Here is a 19,820-nt window from a genome sequence, read left to right as displayed (position 1 = left end):
GCACCCGACAGCCGATCAACGTGAACAAGCGGAACGATCCTACGTGAGATTCAGCCCGATCCTGCCTGCGCTGCTGTTAGTCGCCTCGCTGCTGAGCGGCTGCGCCAGTCTTGATGTCACCCGCGAGCCCTCCCAGACCTTGCCGGCCGCCGAATCCTCGTTCGGCCGCTCGGTCCAGGCCCAGGCTGCCTCCCATGAAGGGCGCTCGGGCTTTCGGCTGCTGTCGGACAGCACCGACGCGTTCATCGCCCGGGCCGAGTTGATTCGCCACGCCCAAGGCAGCCTGGATTTGCAGTACTACATCGTCCATGACGGCATCAGTACGCGGATGCTGGTGGATGAACTGCTCAAGGCCGCCGACCGGGGCGTGCGCGTGCGCATCCTGCTGGACGACACCACCAGCGATGGCCTTGATCAGATCATCGCGACCCTCGCCGCTCATCCGCAGATCCAGATCCGCCTGTTCAACCCACTGCACCTGGGACGCGCCACCGGCGTGACCCGTGGCCTCGGGCGCCTGCTCAACCTGTCGTTGCAGCATCGGCGGATGCACAACAAGCTGTGGCTGGCGGACAACAGCATGGCCATCGTCGGCGGCCGCAACCTGGGCGATGAGTATTTCGACGCCGAACCCAACCTGAACTTCACCGACATCGACCTGCTCAGCGTCGGCCCAGTGGCCGAACAATTGGGGCACAGCTTTGACCAGTACTGGAACAGCGCCCTGAGCAAACCCATCGAACAGTTCCTGTCCCATCGCCCCACGCCCAAGGACCTGGCCAACAGCCGTCTGCGCCTGCAAGAGTCCCTGGAGCAGACCCACAAGGAAAATCACGCGCTCTACCAGCAGTTGACCGCCTACAAGACCCAGCCACGCCTGGACACTTGGCGCGACCAGTTGATCTGGGCCTGGAACAAGGCCCTGTGGGACGCCCCCAGCAAAGTGCTGGCCAAGGACGAGCCCGACCCACAGCTGTTGCTGACCACGCAACTGGCCCCGGAACTGACGGGCGTCAGCAAAGAATTGATCATGATTTCCGCCTACTTCGTCCCCGGTCAGCCAGGCTTGGTGTACCTGACCAGTCGCGCCGATGCCGGCGTATCGGTGAGCCTGCTGACCAACTCCCTGGAAGCCACCGATGTGCCCGCCGTCCACGGCGGCTATGCGCCGTACCGCAAGGCCCTGCTGCAACACGGCGTGCGCCTGTTCGAGCTGCGACGACAACCGGGCGACAGCGGCGGCAGCCCTCACCTGTTCTACAGCAAATCCTACGGCGAATCGGACTCCAGCCTGCACAGCAAGGCGATCATCTTCGACCAGCAGAAATCATTTATCGGCTCGTTCAATTTCGACCCACGCTCGGTGCTGTGGAACACCGAAGTCGGCGTGCTGGTGGACAGCCCTGAACTCGCCGGCCAAGTGCGCGACCTGGCCTTGCAGGGCATGGCGCCAGCCCTGAGCTATCAGGCCAGGCTGAAAGATGGAACGCTTGTATGGACCACCGAAGACAACGGCCAGACGCACGACCTGGACCGCGAACCGGGCAGTTGGTGGCGCCGGTTCAATGCCTGGTTCAGCACGACGATCGGGTTGGAGCGGATGTTGTAATCCTGCGGGTGTTCAAGCGGTTTGGGTGGTCCCGAATGCCCCTTGGCGCAACAACAGGATCACCAGGCCAAAGGCCCCTGCCGCCATGAACAAAGGCAGCGCATGCCCGCTAATCCACTGGCTGCCCGCTCCCGCCGCCAGTGGGCCGACCAGGCAACCAAGGCCCCACAGTTGCGCGACATGGGCGTTGGCCCGCACCAGCGCATCGTCGCGGTAACGCTCGCCGATCAGGATCAGCGACAAGGTGAACAAACCGCCGGCACTGGCACCGAACAGCACCCACAGCGGCCAGATCAACAGGGTATCGATCAACAGCGGAACCGCCAGGCTCGATAACGTCAGCGCCACCGCGCAACCCGTCAACAGCGCCCGGCGAGACACGCGATCGGCCAGGGCGCCGATGGGCAACTGCAACAGGGCATCACCGACCACCACGGTGCTGACCATCGCCAGCGCTATGTCGGCGGTGAAGCCCTGGCGCAGACAATACACCGGCAGCAACGTGAGGATCATGGCCTCGAACGCGGCGAACAACGAGACCGCCCAGGCAATCGCCGGCAAGCCTCGGCAGAACGTCCACAAATCGCTGAACGTGACGCTGCCGGCCTCACTGCTCGGCGCACCGCTACGGCCCAGCAACAGCAAGGGCGCGGCCAACAGCAGGCCGACGCCCACCCAGAACCCGTAGTCATGATCGGTCCCCAGCGCGCCCAGCAGCAGCGGGCCGGACAACTGGCTCAGGGCGTAGCTGCTGCCATACAGCGCTACCAACCGTCCGCGCCATTTTTCAATGACCAGTTGGTTGATCCAGCTCTCACCCAGAATGAACACCAGGGTCAGGACCACGCCGATCATCAGGCGCAGCAGCAACCAGACCGGATAACTGGGCAACAGCGCCAGCAATCCAATGGACACCGCCCCGCCCCACAGGCACAGGCGCATCAACGCCGCCGTGCCGAACCGCGCCGCCAGCCGGCTCGACACCTTGGCCCCGAGCAACACCCCCACGGCCGGCATGGCGGCCATCACACCAATGGCGAACGAGCCATAGCCCCAGCCCTCCAGGCGCAGCGACACCAGCGGCATGCTCACGCCCAAGGCCAGGCCGACGCTCAGGACAGACGCCAACACGGCGAAATAGGTCGCCCAACGCATTTCCACGCTCCTGTGGAGGGTTATCAATCTCAGCCATCCCCCAAAACACTGTGGGAGCGAGCTTGCTCGCGATAGCGGCGCAACATTCAACAAAGTCGTCGACTGTCATACCGCTATCGCGAGCAAGCTCGCTCCCACAGAGGATTGTGTTGGCCGCCAATCTTCCGCTCATCCCCGACCCATGTGGGAGCGGGCTTGCTCGCGAAAGCGGAGTGCCAGTCAACTTAACTGCTGAATGTTAAACCGTCTTCGCGAGCAAGCCCGCTCCCACAGAGGGAATCAGCGCTGCATGACACCCCGCACAGATCCGGGGCCGCCTCTGTCAGAGCTTGATCCAGGTCGACTTCAGCTCGGTGTATTTGTCGAACGCATGCAGCGACTTGTCGCGGCCGTTGCCCGACTGCTTGAAGCCACCGAACGGCGCGGTCATGTCGCCGCCGTCGTACTGGTTGACCCATACGCTGCCGGCACGCAGGGCCTTGGCGGTCAGGTGGGCCTTGGAGATGTCCTTGGTCCATACCGCTGCGGCCAGGCCGTACGGCGTATCGTTGGCGATCTCGATGGCCTGCTCGGCAGTGTCGAAGGCGATGACCGACAACACCGGGCCGAAAATCTCTTCCTGGGCGATTTTCATGGCGTTGCTCACACCATCGAAAATCGTCGGTTCGACGTACGTACCACCCGTTTCCTCAAGGATGCGCTTGCCGCCGGCCACCAGTTTGGCGCCGTCGCTGTGCCCCGCCTCGATGTAGGACAGCACGGTGTTCATCTGCTGGGTATCGACCAGGGCGCCGACATTGGTGGCCGGATCCAGGGGGTTGCCAGGCTTCCAGCCCTTGAGGGCTTCGATCACCAGTGGCAGGAATGTGTCCTTGATGGAACGCTCCACCAACAGCCGCGAGCCGGCGGTGCAGACTTCGCCCTGGTTGAAGGCGATGGCGCTGGCGGCGGATTCGGCGGCAGCTTGCAGGTCCGGGGCATCGGCGAACACGATGTTCGGGCTCTTGCCGCCAGCTTCCAGCCAGATGCGCTTCATGTTCGATTCGCCGGAGTAAATCATCAGTTGCTTGGCGATCTTGGTAGAGCCGGTGAACACCAGCGTATCGACGTCCATATGCAGGGCCAAAGCCTTGCCAACGGTGTGGCCGTAGCCTGGCAGCACGTTCAGCACGCCTTTCGGAATGCCGGCCTCGATCGCCAGTGCGGCGATGCGGATAGCGGTCAACGGGGATTTTTCCGACGGTTTGAGCACCACCGAGTTACCGGTGGACAGCGCCGGGCCGAGTTTCCAGCAGGCCATCATCAACGGGAAGTTCCAGGGCACGATAGCGCCCACGACCCCCACCGGCTCACGGGTTACCAGGCCCAACTGATCGTGCGGCGTGGCCGCCACTTCGTCGTAGAGCTTGTCGATGGCTTCGCCGCTCCAGCTCAAGGCTTGGGCCGCGCCGGGAACGTCGATGTTCAGGGAATCACTGATTGGCTTGCCCATGTCCAGGGTTTCGAGCAGGGCCAGCTCTTCGGCATGCTGCTTGAGCAGGCCGGCGAAACGAATCATGGTGGCCTTGCGCTTGCTCGGTGCCAGGCGCGACCAGACGCCGGAATTGAACGTGGCACGGGCGTTTTCGACCGCACGCTGGGCGTCGGCGACGTCACTGCTGGCGATCTTGCCCAACAGACGGCCATCGACCGGGCTGAGGCAATCGAAGGTTTCGCCGGACACCGCATCGGTGTACTCGCCGTTGATGAAGGCGCGGCCTTCGATCTTCAGGTCGCGGGCGCGTTGTTCCCAATCGGCACGAGTCAGGGTGGTCATGCGTGTGTCCTCCTCTTATTGAGTACGAACGCCGCGCGGTGCGCAGCGCTTCAAAAGAATTCTGCCCGGGCCAGCCTGCTTTCGGCGCTATTTTCGGCATAGGGCACCCGCCACCCTAAACCAGCGGCTGGTCATGTTTCAATATATTTGACACAACGCTGGCAAACGGCCTTGCGATGTTCGTTTTAATAAACATAGACTCGAGGCCTTCCAAGCGATCACTGGGGATCACCCGCATGAGCATTCAGGACATCGTCGATTTCAGCCAGGCCAATACCACCGCCGAACGTTATCGCCCGGACCCGGCCAAGGTGTTCAAGGGCGACCCCGAACAAACAGTGTTCAACCACTACAGCAGCCCCTGCGGGCAAATGAACGCTGGCGTGTGGGAAGGCGCCGTCGGCCAGTGGACGGTCAATTACACCGAGCATGAATACTGCGAGATCGTCCAGGGTGTTTCCGTGCTGCGGGACAACGATGGCAATGCCAAGACCCTGCGGGCCGGCGACCGTTTCGTGATTCCTGCAGGGTTCAAGGGTACTTGGGAAGTGCTGGAGCCGTGCCGCAAGATCTATGTGGTGTTCGAACAGAAGGCCTGAAGATTTGTGTCGCTGGATCTGGCCTCATCGCGAGCAGGCTCGCTCCCACAGGGATCTCAGGCGTCATAGGGTCGAATGTGGGAGCGAGCCTGCTCGCGATGAGGCCTTCACAGGCAACAAAAAAGGCCCGTATCTCGCGATACGGGCCTTTTTCGTAAGAAGGGAAAAATCAATTACTTGATTTTGCCTTCCTTGTAGATCACGTGCTTGCGAACAACCGGATCATATTTCTTGATCTCGATTTTGTCCGGGGTAGTACGCTTGTTCTTGTCGGTAGTGTAGAAGTGACCAGTACCGGCGCTCGAGATCAAACGAATCAATTCACGCATGATTAGCTCCCTTAAACCTTGCCATCGCGACGAAGTTCGGCCAGCACGACACTGATGCCACGCTTGTCGATGATGCGCATGCCCTTGGCAGATACGCGCAGACGCACAAAACGTTTCTCTTCTTCAACCCAGAAGCGGTGATGCTGCAGGTTCGGCAGGAAACGACGACGGGTTTTGTTGTTTGCGTGGGAAATGTTATTCCCAGTCACCGGACCCTTACCGGTAACTTGACAGACTCTCGACATGCCTCAGCCCTCTAAAACCACATGCCCAACCCGGCATGGGTTGGCCGCTTAATCTCTCAGTCATTTGGCGCCAGGCGCCGCGTTTCTTTAAGGGTCTTACCGGCTACACCTACAGTGAAGGAACCGGGCCCCTAGAAAAGAGCGCTGCTTTATACCAGAAAGACCACAGTGCAACAACAGCCGATGTGATTTGTCTTCGCAGGATATCCTCGACCAACCGCCCCGAACGGCGGGGGCAGAGGCTGGCGCAGCCCCTTACCGCTCGTCGCTGCACGCAGGTTTTTTTTCACTTGCGCCGGGTTTTGGCCATCGATACGTCGCCGCAGAGTGCCGGAAAATGCAAAAAGGGGATAGTCATTTAGCAGCGAGCCCACTAGGGTAGGCCTTTTCCAGACTGCACTCGCAGATGGGCCTTCGACTTGCACAGGAAACCGACCATGCGCCTCGCTGCCCTACCATTGTTGCTCGCCCCTCTGCTGATCACCCCGCAGGCCTTGGCCGCCGCCCTGAGCGTCTGTACCGAAGCCAGCCCGGAAGGGTTCGATGTCGTCCAGTACAACTCCCTGACGACCACCAACGCCTCCGCCGACGTGCTGATGAACCGCCTGGTGGACTTCGATACCGCCAGTGGCAAAGTGGTCCCCAGCCTGGCCGAGCGCTGGGAAGTCTCCACCGATGGCCTGACCTACGTGTTCAAGCTGCGGCCACAGGTCAAGTTCCACCACACTGACTACTTCACGCCGCGCCGCGACCTGACCGCCGAGGACGTGAAGTTCAGCTTCGAGCGCATGCTCGACCCGGCGAACCCCTGGCACAAGGTGGCGCAAAGTGGCTTCCCCCACGCCCAGTCCATGCAATTGCCGGCACTGATCAAGAAAATCGACGCGCTGGATCCGCTGACCGTGCGCTTCACCCTCGATCACGCCGACTCGACCTTCCTGGCGACGTTGAGCATGGGCTTTGCCTCCATTTATTCGGCCGAATACGCCGATCAACTGATGCAGGCCGGCACGCCGGAAAAACTCAACAGCCAACCGGTCGGCACCGGCCCGTTCATTTTCAGCCGGTTCCAGAAGGACGCCTCGATTCGCTACAAGGCCAACGACGCCTACTTCGGCGGCAAGCCAAAAGTGGATCCGCTGGTCTTCGCAATCACGCCGGACGCCAACGTACGACTGCAGAAACTGCGCCGCAACGAATGCCAGATCGCCCTGTCGCCCAAGCCGCTGGACGTACAAGCCGCCAAGCAAGAACCCACGCTGAAGGTCGAGCAGACCGACGCCTTCATGACCGCGTTCGTGGCGATCAACAGCCAGCATCCGCCGCTGGACAAACCTGAGGTGCGCCAAGCCATCAACCTGGCCTTCGACAAGCCCAGCTACCTCAAGACCGTCTTCGAAGGCACCGCCGAAGCCGCCAGCGGCCCTTATCCACCGAACACCTGGAGCTATGCCAAGCACTTGCCGGGCTACGCCCATGACCCGGCCAAGGCCCGTGACCTGCTGGCCAAGGCCGGCTTGAAGGAAGGCTTCAAGACCACCATCTGGACTCGCCCCTCCGGCAGCCTGCTCAATCCCAACCCGAGCCTTGGCGCGCAGCTGCTGCAATCGGATCTGGCGGAAATCGGCATCCAGGCGGAAATCCGCGTGATCGAATGGGGCGAACTGATCCGGCGCGCCAAGGCCGGCGAACATGACCTGCTGTTCATGGGGTGGGCCGGCGACAACGGCGACCCGGACAACTTCCTCACGCCACAATTTTCCTGCGCGGCGGTCAAGTCCGGCACCAACTTCGCCCGATACTGCAACCCCGACCTGGACAAACTGATCAGCGCCGGCAAAACCACCGGCGAACAAGGCGTGCGTGCCAAGCTCTACGAGCAGGCCCAGGCCCAGATCCAGCAACAGGCCTTGTGGCTGCCCCTGGCGCACCCGACCGCCTTCGCGCTCACCCGCAAGGATGTGCAGGGTTATGCGGTGAGCCCGTTTGGGCGCCAGGATTACTCCAAGGTCAACCTCAAATAACCCCAGCCCCACAGAGCCCCTCCTGTGAAACTGTGGGGCTGTGGGGCTGTGGGACTGTGGGACTGTGGGACTGCGGGACTGCGGGACTGCGGGACTGCGGGACTGCGGGACTGCGGGACTGCGGGACTGCGGGACTGTGGGAGCAAAGCTTGCTCGCGATGACGTCGTCACATACAACATTTCTGTTGGCTGTAAAACCGCTATCGCGAGCAAGCTTTGCTCCCACAAGGGATTACTCAAGCCTGATCGTGCCTACATCCACCCACGCTCCGCCATCGACAACGGCTCCCCATCGCCAACGATGAAATGGTCGAGTACCCGCACATCGATCAGCTCCAGCGCCTCCTGAAGGCGCTCAGTGAGCACCCGGTCGGCCTGGCTGGGCTCGGTGTTGCCGGAGGGATGGTTGTGGCACAGGATCAGCGCAGCGGCGTTGTGGGCCAGGGCGCGCTTGACGACCTGCCGGGGATGGACGCTGGCGCTGTCGATAGAGCCGCGAAACAGCGCCTCGAAGGTCAGCACCTGGTGCTTGGAATTGAGAAACAGGCAACCGAACACCTCGTGGGGTTCGTGGCGCAGCATCGATTTCAGGTACTCACGCACCGCGAACGGGCTTTCCAGCGACGTTTTTTCCCGTGCCCGCTCAGCCAAATGCCGACGGCTCATTTCCTGAACCGCTTGCAACTGCGCAAACTTCGCCGGCCCGAGCCCCATATGATTACTGAATGTGATCTGATCGGCTTCAAGCAGCGCGCGCAGGCTGCCAAATTGAATCAATAGTTGTCGCGCCAGATCCACCGCGCTTTTGCCCGACACGCCGGTTCGTAAAAAAATCGCCAGCAGCTCGGCGTCCGAAAGACTCCCAGCCCCCAGCGCCAATAACCTCTCCCGCGGCCGCTCGGCGGCGGGCCAATCGCGAATACTCATGGCATCTCCCTGATTGTGGGCGCCGCTGTTCCGTAGCGGTCGCTGTGATATCGTAGCCCATCTTTTTTGCAGGCGATTTGCACCCTGGCAGGCTGCTGCCAAGGGGTTCGCCCTGCACTGACCACTGAAATCGAAAGGCAGGCCTATGCAGCGGCTGTATCGGAAACGCATCGTTCTGGGCGTCGGCGGCGGCATTGCCGCCTACAAGAGCGCCGAGCTGGTTCGCAGGCTTATCGACCAGGGCGCGGAAGTTCGGGTCGTCATGACGCGCGGTGGCAGCGAGTTCATTACTCCGCTGACCATGCAGGCCCTGTCCGGGCACCCGGTCCATCTGGATTTGCTCGACCCGGCGGCAGAAGCCGCCATGGGTCATATCGAACTGGCCAAGTGGGCCGACCTGGTGCTGATCGCCCCGGCCACGGCCGACCTGATCGCCCGCCTGGCCCAAGGCATCGCCGACGACCTGCTGACCACCCTGGTGCTCGCCACCGACGCAGTGGTCGCCGTGGCGCCGGCCATGAACCAGGCCATGTGGCGCGACCCGGCCACCCAGGCCAACCTGCAATTGCTGGAAAGCCGCGCCCTGAAAGTCTTCGGCCCGGCCTCTGGCAGCCAGGCCTGCGGCGATGTCGGCATGGGCCGCATGCTCGAAGCCACCGACCTGGCCCAGTGCGCCGCCGACTGCTTCCAGCGCCAGGCCCTGACCGGCAAGCACGTGTTGATCACCGCCGGACCGACCCAGGAAAACATCGACCCGGTGCGCTACATCACCAACCACAGCTCCGGAAAAATGGGCTTCGCCCTGGCCGAAGCTGCCGTGGAAGCCGGCGCCCGGGTGACGCTGATCACCGGTCCCGTGCACTTGCCGACCCCGGACCGGGTCACGCGCATCGACGTGGTCAGTGCCCGGGACATGCTCGCGGCCTGCGAAGCGGCCATCCCCTGCGACCTGTTCATCGCCTCGGCGGCGGTGGCGGACTACCGCCCCGAAGTCGTTGCCCCGCAAAAATTGAAGAAAGACCCTACAAGCGGCGACGGCCTGCTACTGCAAATGGTGCGTAACCCAGACATCCTGGCGAGCATCGCCACCCGCCCCGACCGCCCGTTCAGTGTCGGCTTTGCTGCCGAGACCGAACACTTGCTCGATTACGCCGCACGCAAGCTCAAGGACAAGAACCTCGACTTGATCGTCGCCAACGACGTGGCCAACCCGAGCATCGGCTTCAACAGCGAAGAAAACGCCTGCAGCGTGATCGACCGCCAGTTGCACGCCACACTTTTCGCCCAGACCAGCAAGAGCAAGATTGCCCGCCAGCTGATCACTTTTATCGCCGAACGTCTGAACCAGGTTTAATGTCATGCACGCCCTACAAGCCAAGATCCTCGACCCACGCATCGGCAACGAGTTCCCGCTGCCACAATACGCCACACCGGGCTCCGCCGGCCTCGACCTGCGGGCGATGCTCAAGCAGGACACGATCCTGGAACCGGGCCAGACCCTGCTGATTCCTACCGGCCTGTCGGTGTACATCGGCGATCCGGGCCTGGCCGCGCTGATCCTGCCGCGCTCGGGCCTGGGCCACAAGCACGGCATCGTGCTGGGCAACCTGGTGGGCCTGATCGACTCCGACTACCAGGGCGAACTGATGGTGTCGTGCTGGAACCGCGGCCAAACGGCCTTCAACATTGCCGTGGGCGAACGCATCGCGCAGTTGGTGCTGGTGCCGGTGGTCCAGGCCCACTTCGAACTGGTCGAAGAATTCGACGAAAGCCAGCGCGGTGCCGGTGGTTTCGGGCATTCCGGCAGCCATTGACCGGTGGTTACAGGCCGGGCGTCCTGCCCGGCCGGTTTGTGAAGCTTGTGTTTCGGGACAAAAAATGCGCAATGGCTTTCTGCTAGGTTTCCCACCCGGAATCAATGTATTAGGCGAGCGAGGCCGGGGTAACGCTGTCTCATGGCACTTTCCCACCACGAACTCTCTGTCAAAAACGCCGTCATACCCTTCAGCTTGAGCCTGCCGATGCTAACCGTCGGCCTGTCCAGTCACTTTCCTGATAGAGCGCCCCGCCCATGAACACCCCAGCCGCAATCGCCCCGATCTTCCCTGACAGCATCTTCCGCGCCTACGACATCCGTGGCGTGGTACCGGAAACCCTTACCGCCGAAACCGCCTACTGGATCGGCCGCGCCATTGGCTCCCAGAGCCTGGCCCAGGGCGAACCGAACGTGTGCGTCGGCCGTGATGGCCGCTTGTCAGGCCCTGAGCTGGTCGAACAACTGATCAAAGGCGTTGCCGACAGCGGTTGCCACGTCAGCGACGTGGGCCTGGTGCCGACCCCGGCGCTGTACTACGCCGCCAACGTGTTGGCCGGCAAGTCCGGGGTGATGCTCACCGGCAGCCACAACCCATCGAACTACAACGGCTTCAAGATCGTCATCGCCGGCGACACCCTCGCCAACGAGCAGATCCAGGCCCTGCATACCCGCCTCAAGACCAACGACCTGAGCAGCGGCCAGGGCAGCGTGACCAAGGTCGATATCCTTCCTCGCTACAACGACGAGATCGTCAAGGACGTGAAACTCGCCCGCCGCCTGAAAGTGGTGGTCGATTGCGGCAACGGCGCGGCCGGCGTGATCGCCCCGCAACTGATCGAAGCCCTGAACTGCGAGGTCATCCCGCTGTTCTGCGACGTGGACGGCAACTTCCCCAACCACCACCCGGACCCGGGCAAGCTGGAAAACCTCGAAGACCTGATCGCCAAGGTCAAGGAAACCAACGCCGACCTGGGCCTGGCCTTCGACGGCGACGGCGACCGCGTGGGCGTGGTGACCAATACCGGTAGCGTGGTGTTCCCGGACCGCCTGCTGATGCTGTTTGCCAAGGACGTGGTGGCGCGCAACCCGGATGCCGAGATCATTTTCGACGTCAAATGCACCCGTCGCCTGGTGCCGCTGATCAAGGAATATGGCGGTCGTCCACTGATGTGGAAAACGGGTCATTCGTTGATCAAGAAAAAAATGAAACAGAGCGGCGCCCTGCTGGCCGGCGAAATGAGCGGCCACATCTTCTTCAAGGAACGCTGGTTCGGTTTTGACGACGGCATCTACAGCGCCGCGCGCCTGCTGGAAATCCTCAGCAAGGAGAAATCCACGGCCGAAGAGCTGTTCGCAACCTTCCCGAACGATATTTCTACGCCAGAAATCAATATCCATGTGACCGAAGAGAGCAAATTCAGCATCATTGATGCTCTGCACGACGCTCAATGGGGCGAAGGCGCCGAACTGACCACCATCGATGGTGTGCGGGTCGACTATCCCCACGGCTGGGGCCTGGTTCGCGCATCCAACACCACACCGGTGCTGGTACTGCGTTTCGAGGCCGACAACGAGGCTGAACTGCAGCGCATCAAGGATGTGTTCCACACCCAACTCAAACGTGTTGCACCTGATCTCCAACTACCGTTTTGATTTTTTGAAGCACTACCGGAGCCCTGAATGACCCTCGAACGCGAAGCCGCCGCCAACACCGCCAAGGTCCTGTCCGAAGCGTTGCCTTATATCCGACGCTACGTCGGCAAGACCCTGGTGATCAAATACGGCGGCAACGCGATGGAAAGCGAGGAGCTCAAGACTGGCTTCGCCCGCGACATCGTGCTGATGAAGGCCGTGGGCATCAACCCGGTGGTCGTACACGGTGGTGGCCCGCAAATCGGTGACCTGCTCAAGCGCCTGTCGATCGAAAGCCACTTCATCGATGGTATGCGCGTGACCGACGCGCAGACCATGGATGTGGTGGAGATGGTCCTGGGCGGCCAGGTCAACAAGGACATCGTCAACCTGATCAACCGTCATGGCGGCAGCGCCATCGGCCTGACAGGCAAGGACGCCGAGCTGATCCGGGCGAAGAAACTCACCGTCACCCGCCAGACACCGGAGATGACCCAGCCGGAAATCATCGACATCGGTCATGTGGGCGAAGTGGTCGGCATCAACACCGACCTGCTGAACCTGCTGGTCAAGGGCGACTTCATCCCGGTCATCGCGCCCATCGGCGTGGGCGCCAACGGTGAGTCGTACAACATCAACGCCGATTTGGTGGCGGGCAAGGTTGCCGAGGCACTGAAAGCTGAAAAGCTGATGCTGCTGACCAACATCGCCGGCCTGATGGACAAGTCGGGCAAAGTCCTGACCGGACTGTCGACCCAGCAGGTCGATGACCTGATCGCCGACGGCACCATCTACGGCGGCATGCTGCCGAAGATTCGTTGCGCGCTGGAAGCGGTACAGGGCGGCGTCGGCAGCTCGCTGATCATCGACGGCCGGGTACCGAATGCGATCCTGCTGGAGATCTTCACCGACACCGGCGTGGGTACCTTGATCAGCAATCGCAAGCGTCCTTAAGCGATACCGGTAAAAAAAAGACCCCGCTCAACCTGGTTGAGCGGGGTCTTTTTTTGCAGCTCTTTTCCAGATGATGCTTTTGTGGCGAGTGAGCTTGCTCCCGCTCGGTCGCGCAGCGACCGCAAAAATGTTGGGGCCGCCGCGCAGCCCAGCGGGAGCAAGCTCCCTCGCCACAAGATCAAAATCAGCGGGCTTCCTAGACGCCGAACTGCGCCCGATAAGCCTCAACCGCCGGCAAATGCTGCTTGAGCTGCGGATCGTCGGCCAAAAACTCCAGCACCTGGTTCAGCGACACAATGCTGATCACCGGAATGCCAAAGTCGCGCTCCACTTCCTGGATCGCCGACAGCTCGCCGTTGCCGCGCTCCTGGCGGTTCAGGGCGATCAGCACGCCAGCGGCCTTGGCGCCTTCCTGGGAACCGATGATCTGCATCACTTCGCGAATGGCAGTACCGGCAGTGATGACGTCGTCGATGATCAACACGTCGCCGGTCAACGGTGCACCCACCAGGCTGCCGCCTTCGCCGTGGGCCTTGGCTTCCTTGCGGTTGAAGCACCAAGGCAAGTCGCGGCCGTGGTGTTCGGCCAGGGCGACGGCAGTGGTGGCGGCCAGCGGGATGCCTTTGTAGGCCGGGCCGAACAGCACATCGAACGGGATACCGCTCTCTACGATGGCCGCCGCATAGAAACGACCCAGTTGCGCCAGGGCGGAACCGGTGTTGAACAGGCCGGCATTGAAGAAGTACGGGCTGGTGCGCCCGGACTTGAGGGTGAACTCACCGAAGCGCAAAACGCCGCGATCGATGGCAAAGCGAATGAAATCGCGCTGATACGCCTGCATGAAAAAAAGCCTCAAATACCGCGGATTTAGCTAAATAGGTACACGGCGTGTATCATACACGCACGTGATTTTTGGGGCCATTTATGCGGATCATCAGTGTGAACGTCAATGGTATTCAGGCTGCAGTGGAGCGAGGTTTGCTCAGTTGGCTGCAAGCACAGAATGCCGACGTCATCTGCCTGCAGGACACCCGCGCCTCCGCCTTTGAACTGGACGATGCAGCCTTCCAACTGGATGGTTACTTCCTTTATGCCTGCGATGCCGAAGTCCCCGCCCAGGGTGGCGTGGCTTTGTACTCGCGGCTGCAACCGAAGGCTGTCATCAACGGTCTCGGTTTCGAGACGGCGGACCGCTACGGGCGCTACCTGCAAGCCGATTTCGACAAGGTCAGCATCGCGACCTTACTGCTCCCTTCGGGGCAGAACGGCGATGAAGATTTGAATCAGAAATTCAAGTTGATGGACGACTTCGCCCGTTACCTGGATAAACAGCGGCGCAAACGTCGCGAGTACATCTATTGTGGCTCGCTGTACGTGGCGCAACAGAAGCTGGATATCAAGAACTGGCGCGACAGCCAGCAATCTCCTGGCTTCCTGGCGCCGGAGCGGGCCTGGATGGACGAGATCATTGGCAACATGGGTTATGTCGACGCCCTGCGCGAAGTCAGCCGTGAAGGCGACCAGTACAGCTGGTGGCCGGACAACGAACAGGCCGAGATGCTCAACCTTGGCTGGCGCTTCGACTATCAGTTGCTGACACCTGGGCTGCGCCGCTTCGTACGCAGCGCCCGCCTGCCACGCCAGCCACGGTTCTCGCAGCATGCGCCGCTGATCGTGGATTACGACTGGACGCTGACCATCTAAGCGTACCGGCGACATCCCCCAGGTCGACCGACCAAAAAAAATGCCCGTATCGCAAGATACGGGCATTTTTTATGGCGAACGCTCCGCGCGGAAGCTCAAGCCGCGGCAAAAAACGGCAGGGCAAGGTACAACTTGATGACGATGACGTTAATGATATCGATGAAGAACGCCCCCACCATCGGCACCACCAGAAACGCTATCTGTGAAGGCCCATAGCGCTGCGTCACTGCCTGCATGTTGGCGATGGCCGTCGGCGTGGCGCCCAACCCAAAACCGCAATGCCCTGCCGCCAAGACGGCTGCATCGTAATGACTGCCCATGATTCTGAACGTCACGAAAATCGCAAACAACGCCATGACCAATGTCTGGGCCGCCAGGATAATGAAGATCGGCAAGGCCAGTGACGCCAGGTCCCACAATTTGAGTGACATCAAGGCGATCGCCAGGAACAGTGACAGGCTCACATTGCCGAGCACGGAGACTTCTCGTTCGAAGACCTGATACAAGCCAAGCGCCGAAAGCCCGTTGCGCAGGACCACCCCCACGAACAAGACGCAAACGAACGTCGGCAACTCGAAGGCGCTGTCGTGGAGCTGCCCATTCAAGAGCGTGCCGGCCAACAGGCTGACCGCAATCAGCGCCAGCGTCTCGATAAACGAAAACGGCGTAATCGAGCGCTCTTTGTTCGGCTGCTCGAAACCCTTGGGCACACGGGGCTTTTCTGCCTCAAGGCAGCCGGGGGCCTGGACACGCTTGATGAGCAAGCGAGCAACCGGCCCACCGATCAAGCCACCCAACACCAAGCCAAACGTCGCAGAAGCCATCGCAAGCTCGGAGGCGGAAGCCAGACCGTACTTCTCACTGAATACCGTCCCCCATGCTGCGCCTGTGCCGTGACCGCCTGCCAAGGTGATCGAGCCGGTCAGCAACCCCATCAACGGATCGAGCCCCAGCGCTTTTGCGAGCCCGATGCCCATGGCATTCTGGACCACCAGCAGGCCGACGACCGCCAGCAGGAAAATTCCAACTACGCGCCCGCCTTTCTTCAGGCTGGCGAAGTCTGCGCTCAGGCCAATCGTGGCAAAAAATGCCAGCATCAACGGTGTTTGCAGCGAAGTATCAAATCGAACTTCAACTTCAACCCCCCGCAAAGCCAGGAGCGCCAAGGCAACTACCAGTCCGCCCGCTACAGGTTCAGGGATATTGTAGGCGCGCAGGAAACCAACACGCGTAACAAGTCCGCGCCCCAATAAAAGCACTAGAGAGGCGGCGACAAGTGTTCCATAGAAATCGAGCTGAAACATGAGAGTTTATTCTTTGAACATATATTCAGGGGCGAACTTTTTACCTGGACACGCCTCTTGAACAGGTTGATTTGCTCAACACTGATTGGCTTTGAATTCAAGGACCTTCAATGGTCTGAATATATCGAAATATTTCTGAAGGAATATAACTTGGCGCAACTCTATCAATCGAAGCGTCTTATTGCCAAGCATAGAGGCCGCACTGAAACTGTGCAGTTGTGACTAGAAGTGTAATAGCGGAATATGCGCACACTAACTCGCCACGCAATGGAAGACTGCACATAAAGAGAAACATTTATAACTTCAAAAAAGACAATGCCCCGATAAGCCGGGGCATTGTCCTTGAATCGCAGCGGTGATCGTTATTTGACCAGGCGCCAGGTAAACGGATACCGATACGGCTGCCCTTCATTGGCCTTCACACCACCAATGATCGTCAACACCAGCGCACCGATGGCCACCAGGCCAAACAGGAAGAAGCCGATCACCACGACCATCAGCAGCAAGCTGATCGCCGAGGCAATCGCCACGGTGATCTGGAAGTTCAGCGCTTCCTTGCCCTGGGCATCGATGAACGGGTCGGATTCACGCTTGAGCTGCCAGAGCACCAGCGGCCCGATCAGCGTGCCGAACGGAATCCAGATCCCCAACAAGGCGGACAGGTGACAAAACATTGCCCATTGACGCGCCTCTTTGCTCGGCTGGGGCAGCAGGATTTGCTCATCACTCATGACGCTCTCCTTGTCTTGAAGCGGAAATCGATCAGTCAGCCAAGGCGGCCTTTTGCAGTTCGAAGATCTCGTTCATGCCTTTCTTCGCCAACTCCAGCATAGCGTTCAATTCTTCCGGCTGGAACGGCGCGCCCTCGGCAGTGCCCTGGACTTCGATGAAACCGCCGGCACTGGTCATGACCACGTTCAGGTCAGTCTCGGCGGCGGAGTCTTCCAGGTAATCCAGGTCCAGCACCGGTTCGCCCTGGTACATGCCCACGGACACAGCGGCGATCATTTGCTTGAGCGGGTCGCCGCCCTTGAGGCCGCCGCGCTTCTTGATCACTTTCAAGGCATCGACCAGGGCGACCATGGCCCCGGTAATGGACGCAGTACGCGTGCCGCCATCGGCCTGGATCACGTCGCAATCGACATACAGCGTCACGTCGCCCAACTTGGACATGTCCAGAGCAGCACGCAGTGAACGGCCGATCAGGCGTTGGATTTCCAGGGTACGGCCACCCTGCTTGCCACGGCTGGCCTCACGCTGGTTCCGCTCACCGGTGGCGCGCGGCAGCATGCCGTATTCAGCCGTCAACCAGCCCTGGCCCTGCCCCTTGAGGAACCGTGGCACGCCGTTTTCGACACTGACGGTGCAGATGACCTTGGTATCACCGAATTCGACCAGTACAGATCCCTCGGCGTGTTTGGTGTAGTTGCGGGTAATGCGGATCGAGCGAAGCTGATCGGCAGCGCGACCACTTGGACGTTTCATAGGGAATACCTGTACAGGGGACGGAAAACTGCCGAGCATTATAGAGCCGTGAACCGTCATAGGGCAGTTAAACGTCGCTCGACTCTAAAAAGCCGACGCGAGCGAAGCCACGCAAAGGCCTGCCCGACGGGCTGCCACGCTTTGTCGCAAGCGCGGTTGGGGCATACGCCTCACTGCGCTACAATCCTGCGCCTTTGCTGCCCTTGGGCTTTTAATTTACAGATCCCAGGCCCACGACTACCGTCGTGCCGGCCTGCATTGCGAGGAACCTCCATGGTGCACAGCATGACCGCCTTCGCCCGCGTCGAAAAAGCCGGGGCCCAAGGCACGCTGAGCTGGGAACTGCGCTCGGTCAATAGCCGCTACCTGGAGCCGCATCTGCGCCTGCCCGAGTCCTTCCGCGACCTCGAAGGCGGTGTGCGCGAAGCGCTGCGCCAGGGCCTGTCCCGGGGCAAGCTGGAATGCACCCTGCGCTTCACCGAAGAAAGCACCGGCAAAGCCTTGCAAGTGGACCGCGAGCGCGCCGCGCAATTGGTCGCCGCCGCCGAAACCGTCGCCAGCCTGATCAAGCACCCTGCCGCCCTGAATCCACTGGAAGTCCTGGCCTGGCCCGGCGTGCTGGTGGGTGACGCGAACGACCCGCAGGCGCTGAACACCGAGGCGATGGCGCTGTTCAATGAAGGCCTCAAGGAACTCAAGGCCGGCCGCGAGCGCGAAGGCGCGGAGCTGGCCCGGCTGATCAACGAGCGCCTGACCTCCATTGAAGAAGACGTCAGCACCCTGCGCGAACTGGTCCCGCAGATGCTCGCCACCCAGCGCCAGAAAGTCCTCGACCGCTTCACCGACATGAAGGCCGAGCTGGACCCGCAACGCCTGGAACAGGAAATGGTCATGCTCGCGCAAAAGAGCGACGTGGCCGAAGAACTGGATCGACTGAGCACCCACATCATCGAAGTTCGCCGGGTGCTCAAGTCCGGCGGTGCGGCCGGTCGCCGCCTCGACTTCCTGATGCAGGAGCTCAACCGCGAAGCCAATACACTGGGCTCCAAAGCCTTCGACCCGCGCAGCACCCAGGCGGCGGTCAACCTCAAGGTGTTGATCGAACAAATGCGCGAACAAGTGCAGAACATTGAGTAAGGCTAACGACATGACCCACAGCACCGGCACCCTCTACATCATTTCCGCGCCCTCGGGCGCCGGCAAGACCAGCCTGGTCAAGGCCCTGATCGATGCCGAACCGCAGATCCGCGTCTCGGTCTCGCACACCACCCGCGCCATGCGTCCGGGCGAAGTGAATGGCGTGAACTATCACTTCGTCGACCGCGAAGAGTTCGTGAAGATGGCCGAACACGGCGACTTCCTGGAGCGCGCCGAAGTCTTCGGCAACCTTTATGGCACTTCGCAAAGCTACTTGCAGCAAACCCTGGACGAAGGTCACGACCTGATCCTGGAAATCGACTGGCAAGGCGCCGAGCAGGTGCGCAAGCTGATGCCCCAGGCCCGTTCGATCTTCATCCTGCCGCCGAGCCAGCAGGCCCTGCGCCAGCGCCTGACCAACCGTGGCCAGGACAGCGACGACATCATCGAAGGCCGGATGCGCGAAGCGGTCAGCGAGATGAGTCACTACGTCGACTATGATTACCTGATCATCAACGACGATTTCGCCCACGCGCTGGACGACCTGAAGGCGATTTTCCGCGCCAGCCAGCTGCAGCAGAAACGCCAGCAGCAACGTTTCGGCAAATTATTGGCCGAATTGTTGGGCTGAACAGCCCTTCCCAAAACCGCTGCGACGGCTTTACATTGGTAGTCGCAGCGCGCCGAGGGGTTTGGTTAAAAAATCAGCGCTTCCCTAAACGCTGGTGTTTTTTTAAACTGTCGAGTCCGCTCGCCCAACCGGGCAGCGCGCATATTGCATTCGCTCCGAGGAATACCATGGCCCGCGTAACCGTTGAAGACTGCCTAGAACACGTGGAAAACCGCTTTGAGCTGGTCATGCTCTCTACCAAGCGTGCCCGTCAACTGGCCACCGGTGGCAAAGAGCCGTTGGTCCAGTGGGAAAACGACAAGCCTACCGTAGTAGCGCTGCGTGAAATCGCCGAAGGCCTGATGAGCTACGAGTTCATCGCCAACGCTGAAATCGTCGAAGACGAACCGCTGTTCGCAGCGTTCGAGGACGAGTCCAACGAGGCGGTCTAAGCCTATGCCTGGTCGACGTAGC

At 61.0% G+C, this 19,820-nt stretch carries 19 protein-coding genes and 1 pseudogene; 11 read left to right on the top strand and 9 right to left on the bottom strand.

Translation table 11 applies throughout. From position 1 onward, the window contains the following. Positions 1–43: 43 nt before the first annotated feature. Positions 44–1,609 (top strand): phospholipase D family protein, encoded by a 1,566-nt coding sequence (locus Q7F16_RS10130; protein WP_409555736.1) that lies wholly within the window; start codon positions 44–46, stop codon positions 1,607–1,609. Between the two features lie 12 nt (positions 1,610–1,621). Here Q7F16_RS10130 and Q7F16_RS10125 read toward each other — a convergent pair whose 3' ends face one another. After that, positions 1,622–2,764 (bottom strand): MFS transporter, encoded by a 1,143-nt coding sequence (locus Q7F16_RS10125; protein WP_409555735.1) that lies wholly within the window; start codon positions 2,762–2,764, stop codon positions 1,622–1,624. A 322-nt stretch (positions 2,765–3,086) separates the two neighbouring features. After that, positions 3,087–4,580, bottom strand: a complete 1,494-nt coding sequence (locus Q7F16_RS10120) for an aldehyde dehydrogenase (protein WP_409555734.1) — start codon at positions 4,578–4,580, stop codon at positions 3,087–3,089. Positions 4,581–4,816: 236 nt separating this feature from the next. Here Q7F16_RS10120 and Q7F16_RS10115 point away from each other — a divergent pair, with 236 nt between their 5' ends. Then, positions 4,817–5,179 carry a cupin domain-containing protein gene (locus Q7F16_RS10115; RefSeq protein ID WP_046064464.1) on the top strand — a complete coding sequence of 121 codons (363 nt, stop codon included), beginning with the start codon at positions 4,817–4,819 and terminating at the stop codon, positions 5,177–5,179. A gap of 173 nt (positions 5,180–5,352) precedes the next feature. Here the strand turns inward: Q7F16_RS10115 and rpmG are convergent, their stop codons facing one another. Both rpmG and rpmB read right to left on the bottom strand, forming a co-directional pair. Beyond that, on the bottom strand, positions 5,353–5,508 hold the full coding sequence (gene rpmG / locus Q7F16_RS10110) for a 50S ribosomal protein L33 (protein WP_003177274.1): 156 nt from the start codon (positions 5,506–5,508) through the stop codon (positions 5,353–5,355). 11 nt (positions 5,509–5,519) lie between these two features. Continuing rightward, the gene (gene rpmB / locus Q7F16_RS10105) at positions 5,520–5,753 is read right to left on the bottom strand and encodes a 50S ribosomal protein L28 (protein ID WP_003177273.1); all 234 of its coding nucleotides are present in this window, start codon (positions 5,751–5,753) and stop codon (positions 5,520–5,522) included. A 437-nt stretch (positions 5,754–6,190) separates the two neighbouring features. Here rpmB and Q7F16_RS10100 point away from each other — a divergent pair, with 437 nt between their 5' ends. Further along, positions 6,191–7,777: an ABC transporter substrate-binding protein gene (locus Q7F16_RS10100; protein WP_046064465.1), complete on the top strand. Its 1,587-nt coding sequence runs from the start codon at positions 6,191–6,193 to the stop codon at positions 7,775–7,777. Positions 7,778–8,029: 252 nt separating this feature from the next. On the opposite strand, the gene radC is transcribed toward Q7F16_RS10100, so the two are convergent. Continuing rightward, entirely contained in the window at positions 8,030–8,704 is a 675-nt protein-coding gene (gene radC, locus Q7F16_RS10095; protein WP_046064466.1) for a RadC family protein, read from the bottom strand. A gap of 145 nt (positions 8,705–8,849) precedes the next feature. Between radC and coaBC the strand changes: the two genes are divergently transcribed. From coaBC to argB, 4 genes and pseudogenes are all read left to right on the top strand, one after another. Continuing rightward, positions 8,850–10,058 (top strand): bifunctional phosphopantothenoylcysteine decarboxylase/phosphopantothenate--cysteine ligase CoaBC, encoded by a 1,209-nt coding sequence (gene coaBC / locus Q7F16_RS10090; protein ID WP_003206865.1) that lies wholly within the window; start codon positions 8,850–8,852, stop codon positions 10,056–10,058. 4 nt (positions 10,059–10,062) lie between these two features. Next, complete coding sequence (gene dut, locus Q7F16_RS10085) at positions 10,063–10,518, top strand: dUTP diphosphatase (RefSeq protein ID WP_003206867.1); 456 nt, start codon at positions 10,063–10,065, stop codon at positions 10,516–10,518. 251 nt (positions 10,519–10,769) lie between these two features. Next, positions 10,770–12,173 (top strand): annotated as a pseudogene (locus Q7F16_RS10080) (phosphomannomutase/phosphoglucomutase); the annotation flags it as partial. A 27-nt stretch (positions 12,174–12,200) separates the two neighbouring features. After that, complete coding sequence (argB, locus tag Q7F16_RS10075) at positions 12,201–13,106, top strand: acetylglutamate kinase (protein ID WP_003206871.1); 906 nt, start codon at positions 12,201–12,203, stop codon at positions 13,104–13,106. 196 nt (positions 13,107–13,302) lie between these two features. Here the strand turns inward: argB and pyrE are convergent, their stop codons facing one another. Further along, positions 13,303–13,947 (bottom strand): orotate phosphoribosyltransferase, encoded by a 645-nt coding sequence (pyrE, locus tag Q7F16_RS10070; protein WP_003206873.1) that lies wholly within the window; start codon positions 13,945–13,947, stop codon positions 13,303–13,305. 83 nt (positions 13,948–14,030) lie between these two features. Between pyrE and Q7F16_RS10065 the strand changes: the two genes are divergently transcribed. Continuing rightward, entirely contained in the window at positions 14,031–14,810 is a 780-nt protein-coding gene (locus tag Q7F16_RS10065) for an exodeoxyribonuclease III (protein WP_013694557.1), read from the top strand. A gap of 95 nt (positions 14,811–14,905) precedes the next feature. Here Q7F16_RS10065 and gltS read toward each other — a convergent pair whose 3' ends face one another. From gltS to rph, 3 genes are all read right to left on the bottom strand, one after another. Beyond that, positions 14,906–16,114, bottom strand: coding sequence for a sodium/glutamate symporter (gene gltS, locus Q7F16_RS10060; protein ID WP_409555733.1), 1,209 nt, complete (start codon positions 16,112–16,114; stop codon positions 14,906–14,908). A gap of 362 nt (positions 16,115–16,476) precedes the next feature. Next, positions 16,477–16,845 carry a DUF4870 domain-containing protein gene (locus Q7F16_RS10055; RefSeq protein ID WP_013694558.1) on the bottom strand — a complete coding sequence of 123 codons (369 nt, stop codon included), beginning with the start codon at positions 16,843–16,845 and terminating at the stop codon, positions 16,477–16,479. A 31-nt stretch (positions 16,846–16,876) separates the two neighbouring features. Then, positions 16,877–17,599 carry a ribonuclease PH gene (rph, locus tag Q7F16_RS10050; RefSeq protein ID WP_003177262.1) on the bottom strand — a complete coding sequence of 241 codons (723 nt, stop codon included), beginning with the start codon at positions 17,597–17,599 and terminating at the stop codon, positions 16,877–16,879. A 273-nt stretch (positions 17,600–17,872) separates the two neighbouring features. Between rph and Q7F16_RS10045 the strand changes: the two genes are divergently transcribed. The 3 genes from Q7F16_RS10045 (at position 17,873) to rpoZ (ending at position 19,798) form a co-directional block, all read left to right on the top strand. Further along, positions 17,873–18,736: a YicC/YloC family endoribonuclease gene (locus Q7F16_RS10045; RefSeq protein WP_046064471.1), complete on the top strand. Its 864-nt coding sequence runs from the start codon at positions 17,873–17,875 to the stop codon at positions 18,734–18,736. A gap of 10 nt (positions 18,737–18,746) precedes the next feature. Further along, positions 18,747–19,367: a guanylate kinase gene (gene gmk / locus Q7F16_RS10040; RefSeq protein ID WP_003206877.1), complete on the top strand. Its 621-nt coding sequence runs from the start codon at positions 18,747–18,749 to the stop codon at positions 19,365–19,367. A gap of 167 nt (positions 19,368–19,534) precedes the next feature. Beyond that, positions 19,535–19,798, top strand: a complete 264-nt coding sequence (gene rpoZ / locus Q7F16_RS10035; RefSeq protein ID WP_003177259.1) for a DNA-directed RNA polymerase subunit omega — start codon at positions 19,535–19,537, stop codon at positions 19,796–19,798. Positions 19,799–19,820 lie beyond the last annotated feature (22 nt).

The organism is Pseudomonas sp. Lb2C2 (genome assembly GCF_052112205.1).
Lineage (GTDB): Bacteria > Pseudomonadota > Gammaproteobacteria > Pseudomonadales > Pseudomonadaceae > Aquipseudomonas > Aquipseudomonas kilonensis.
This window is presented reverse-complemented; position numbering and strand designations above follow the sequence as displayed.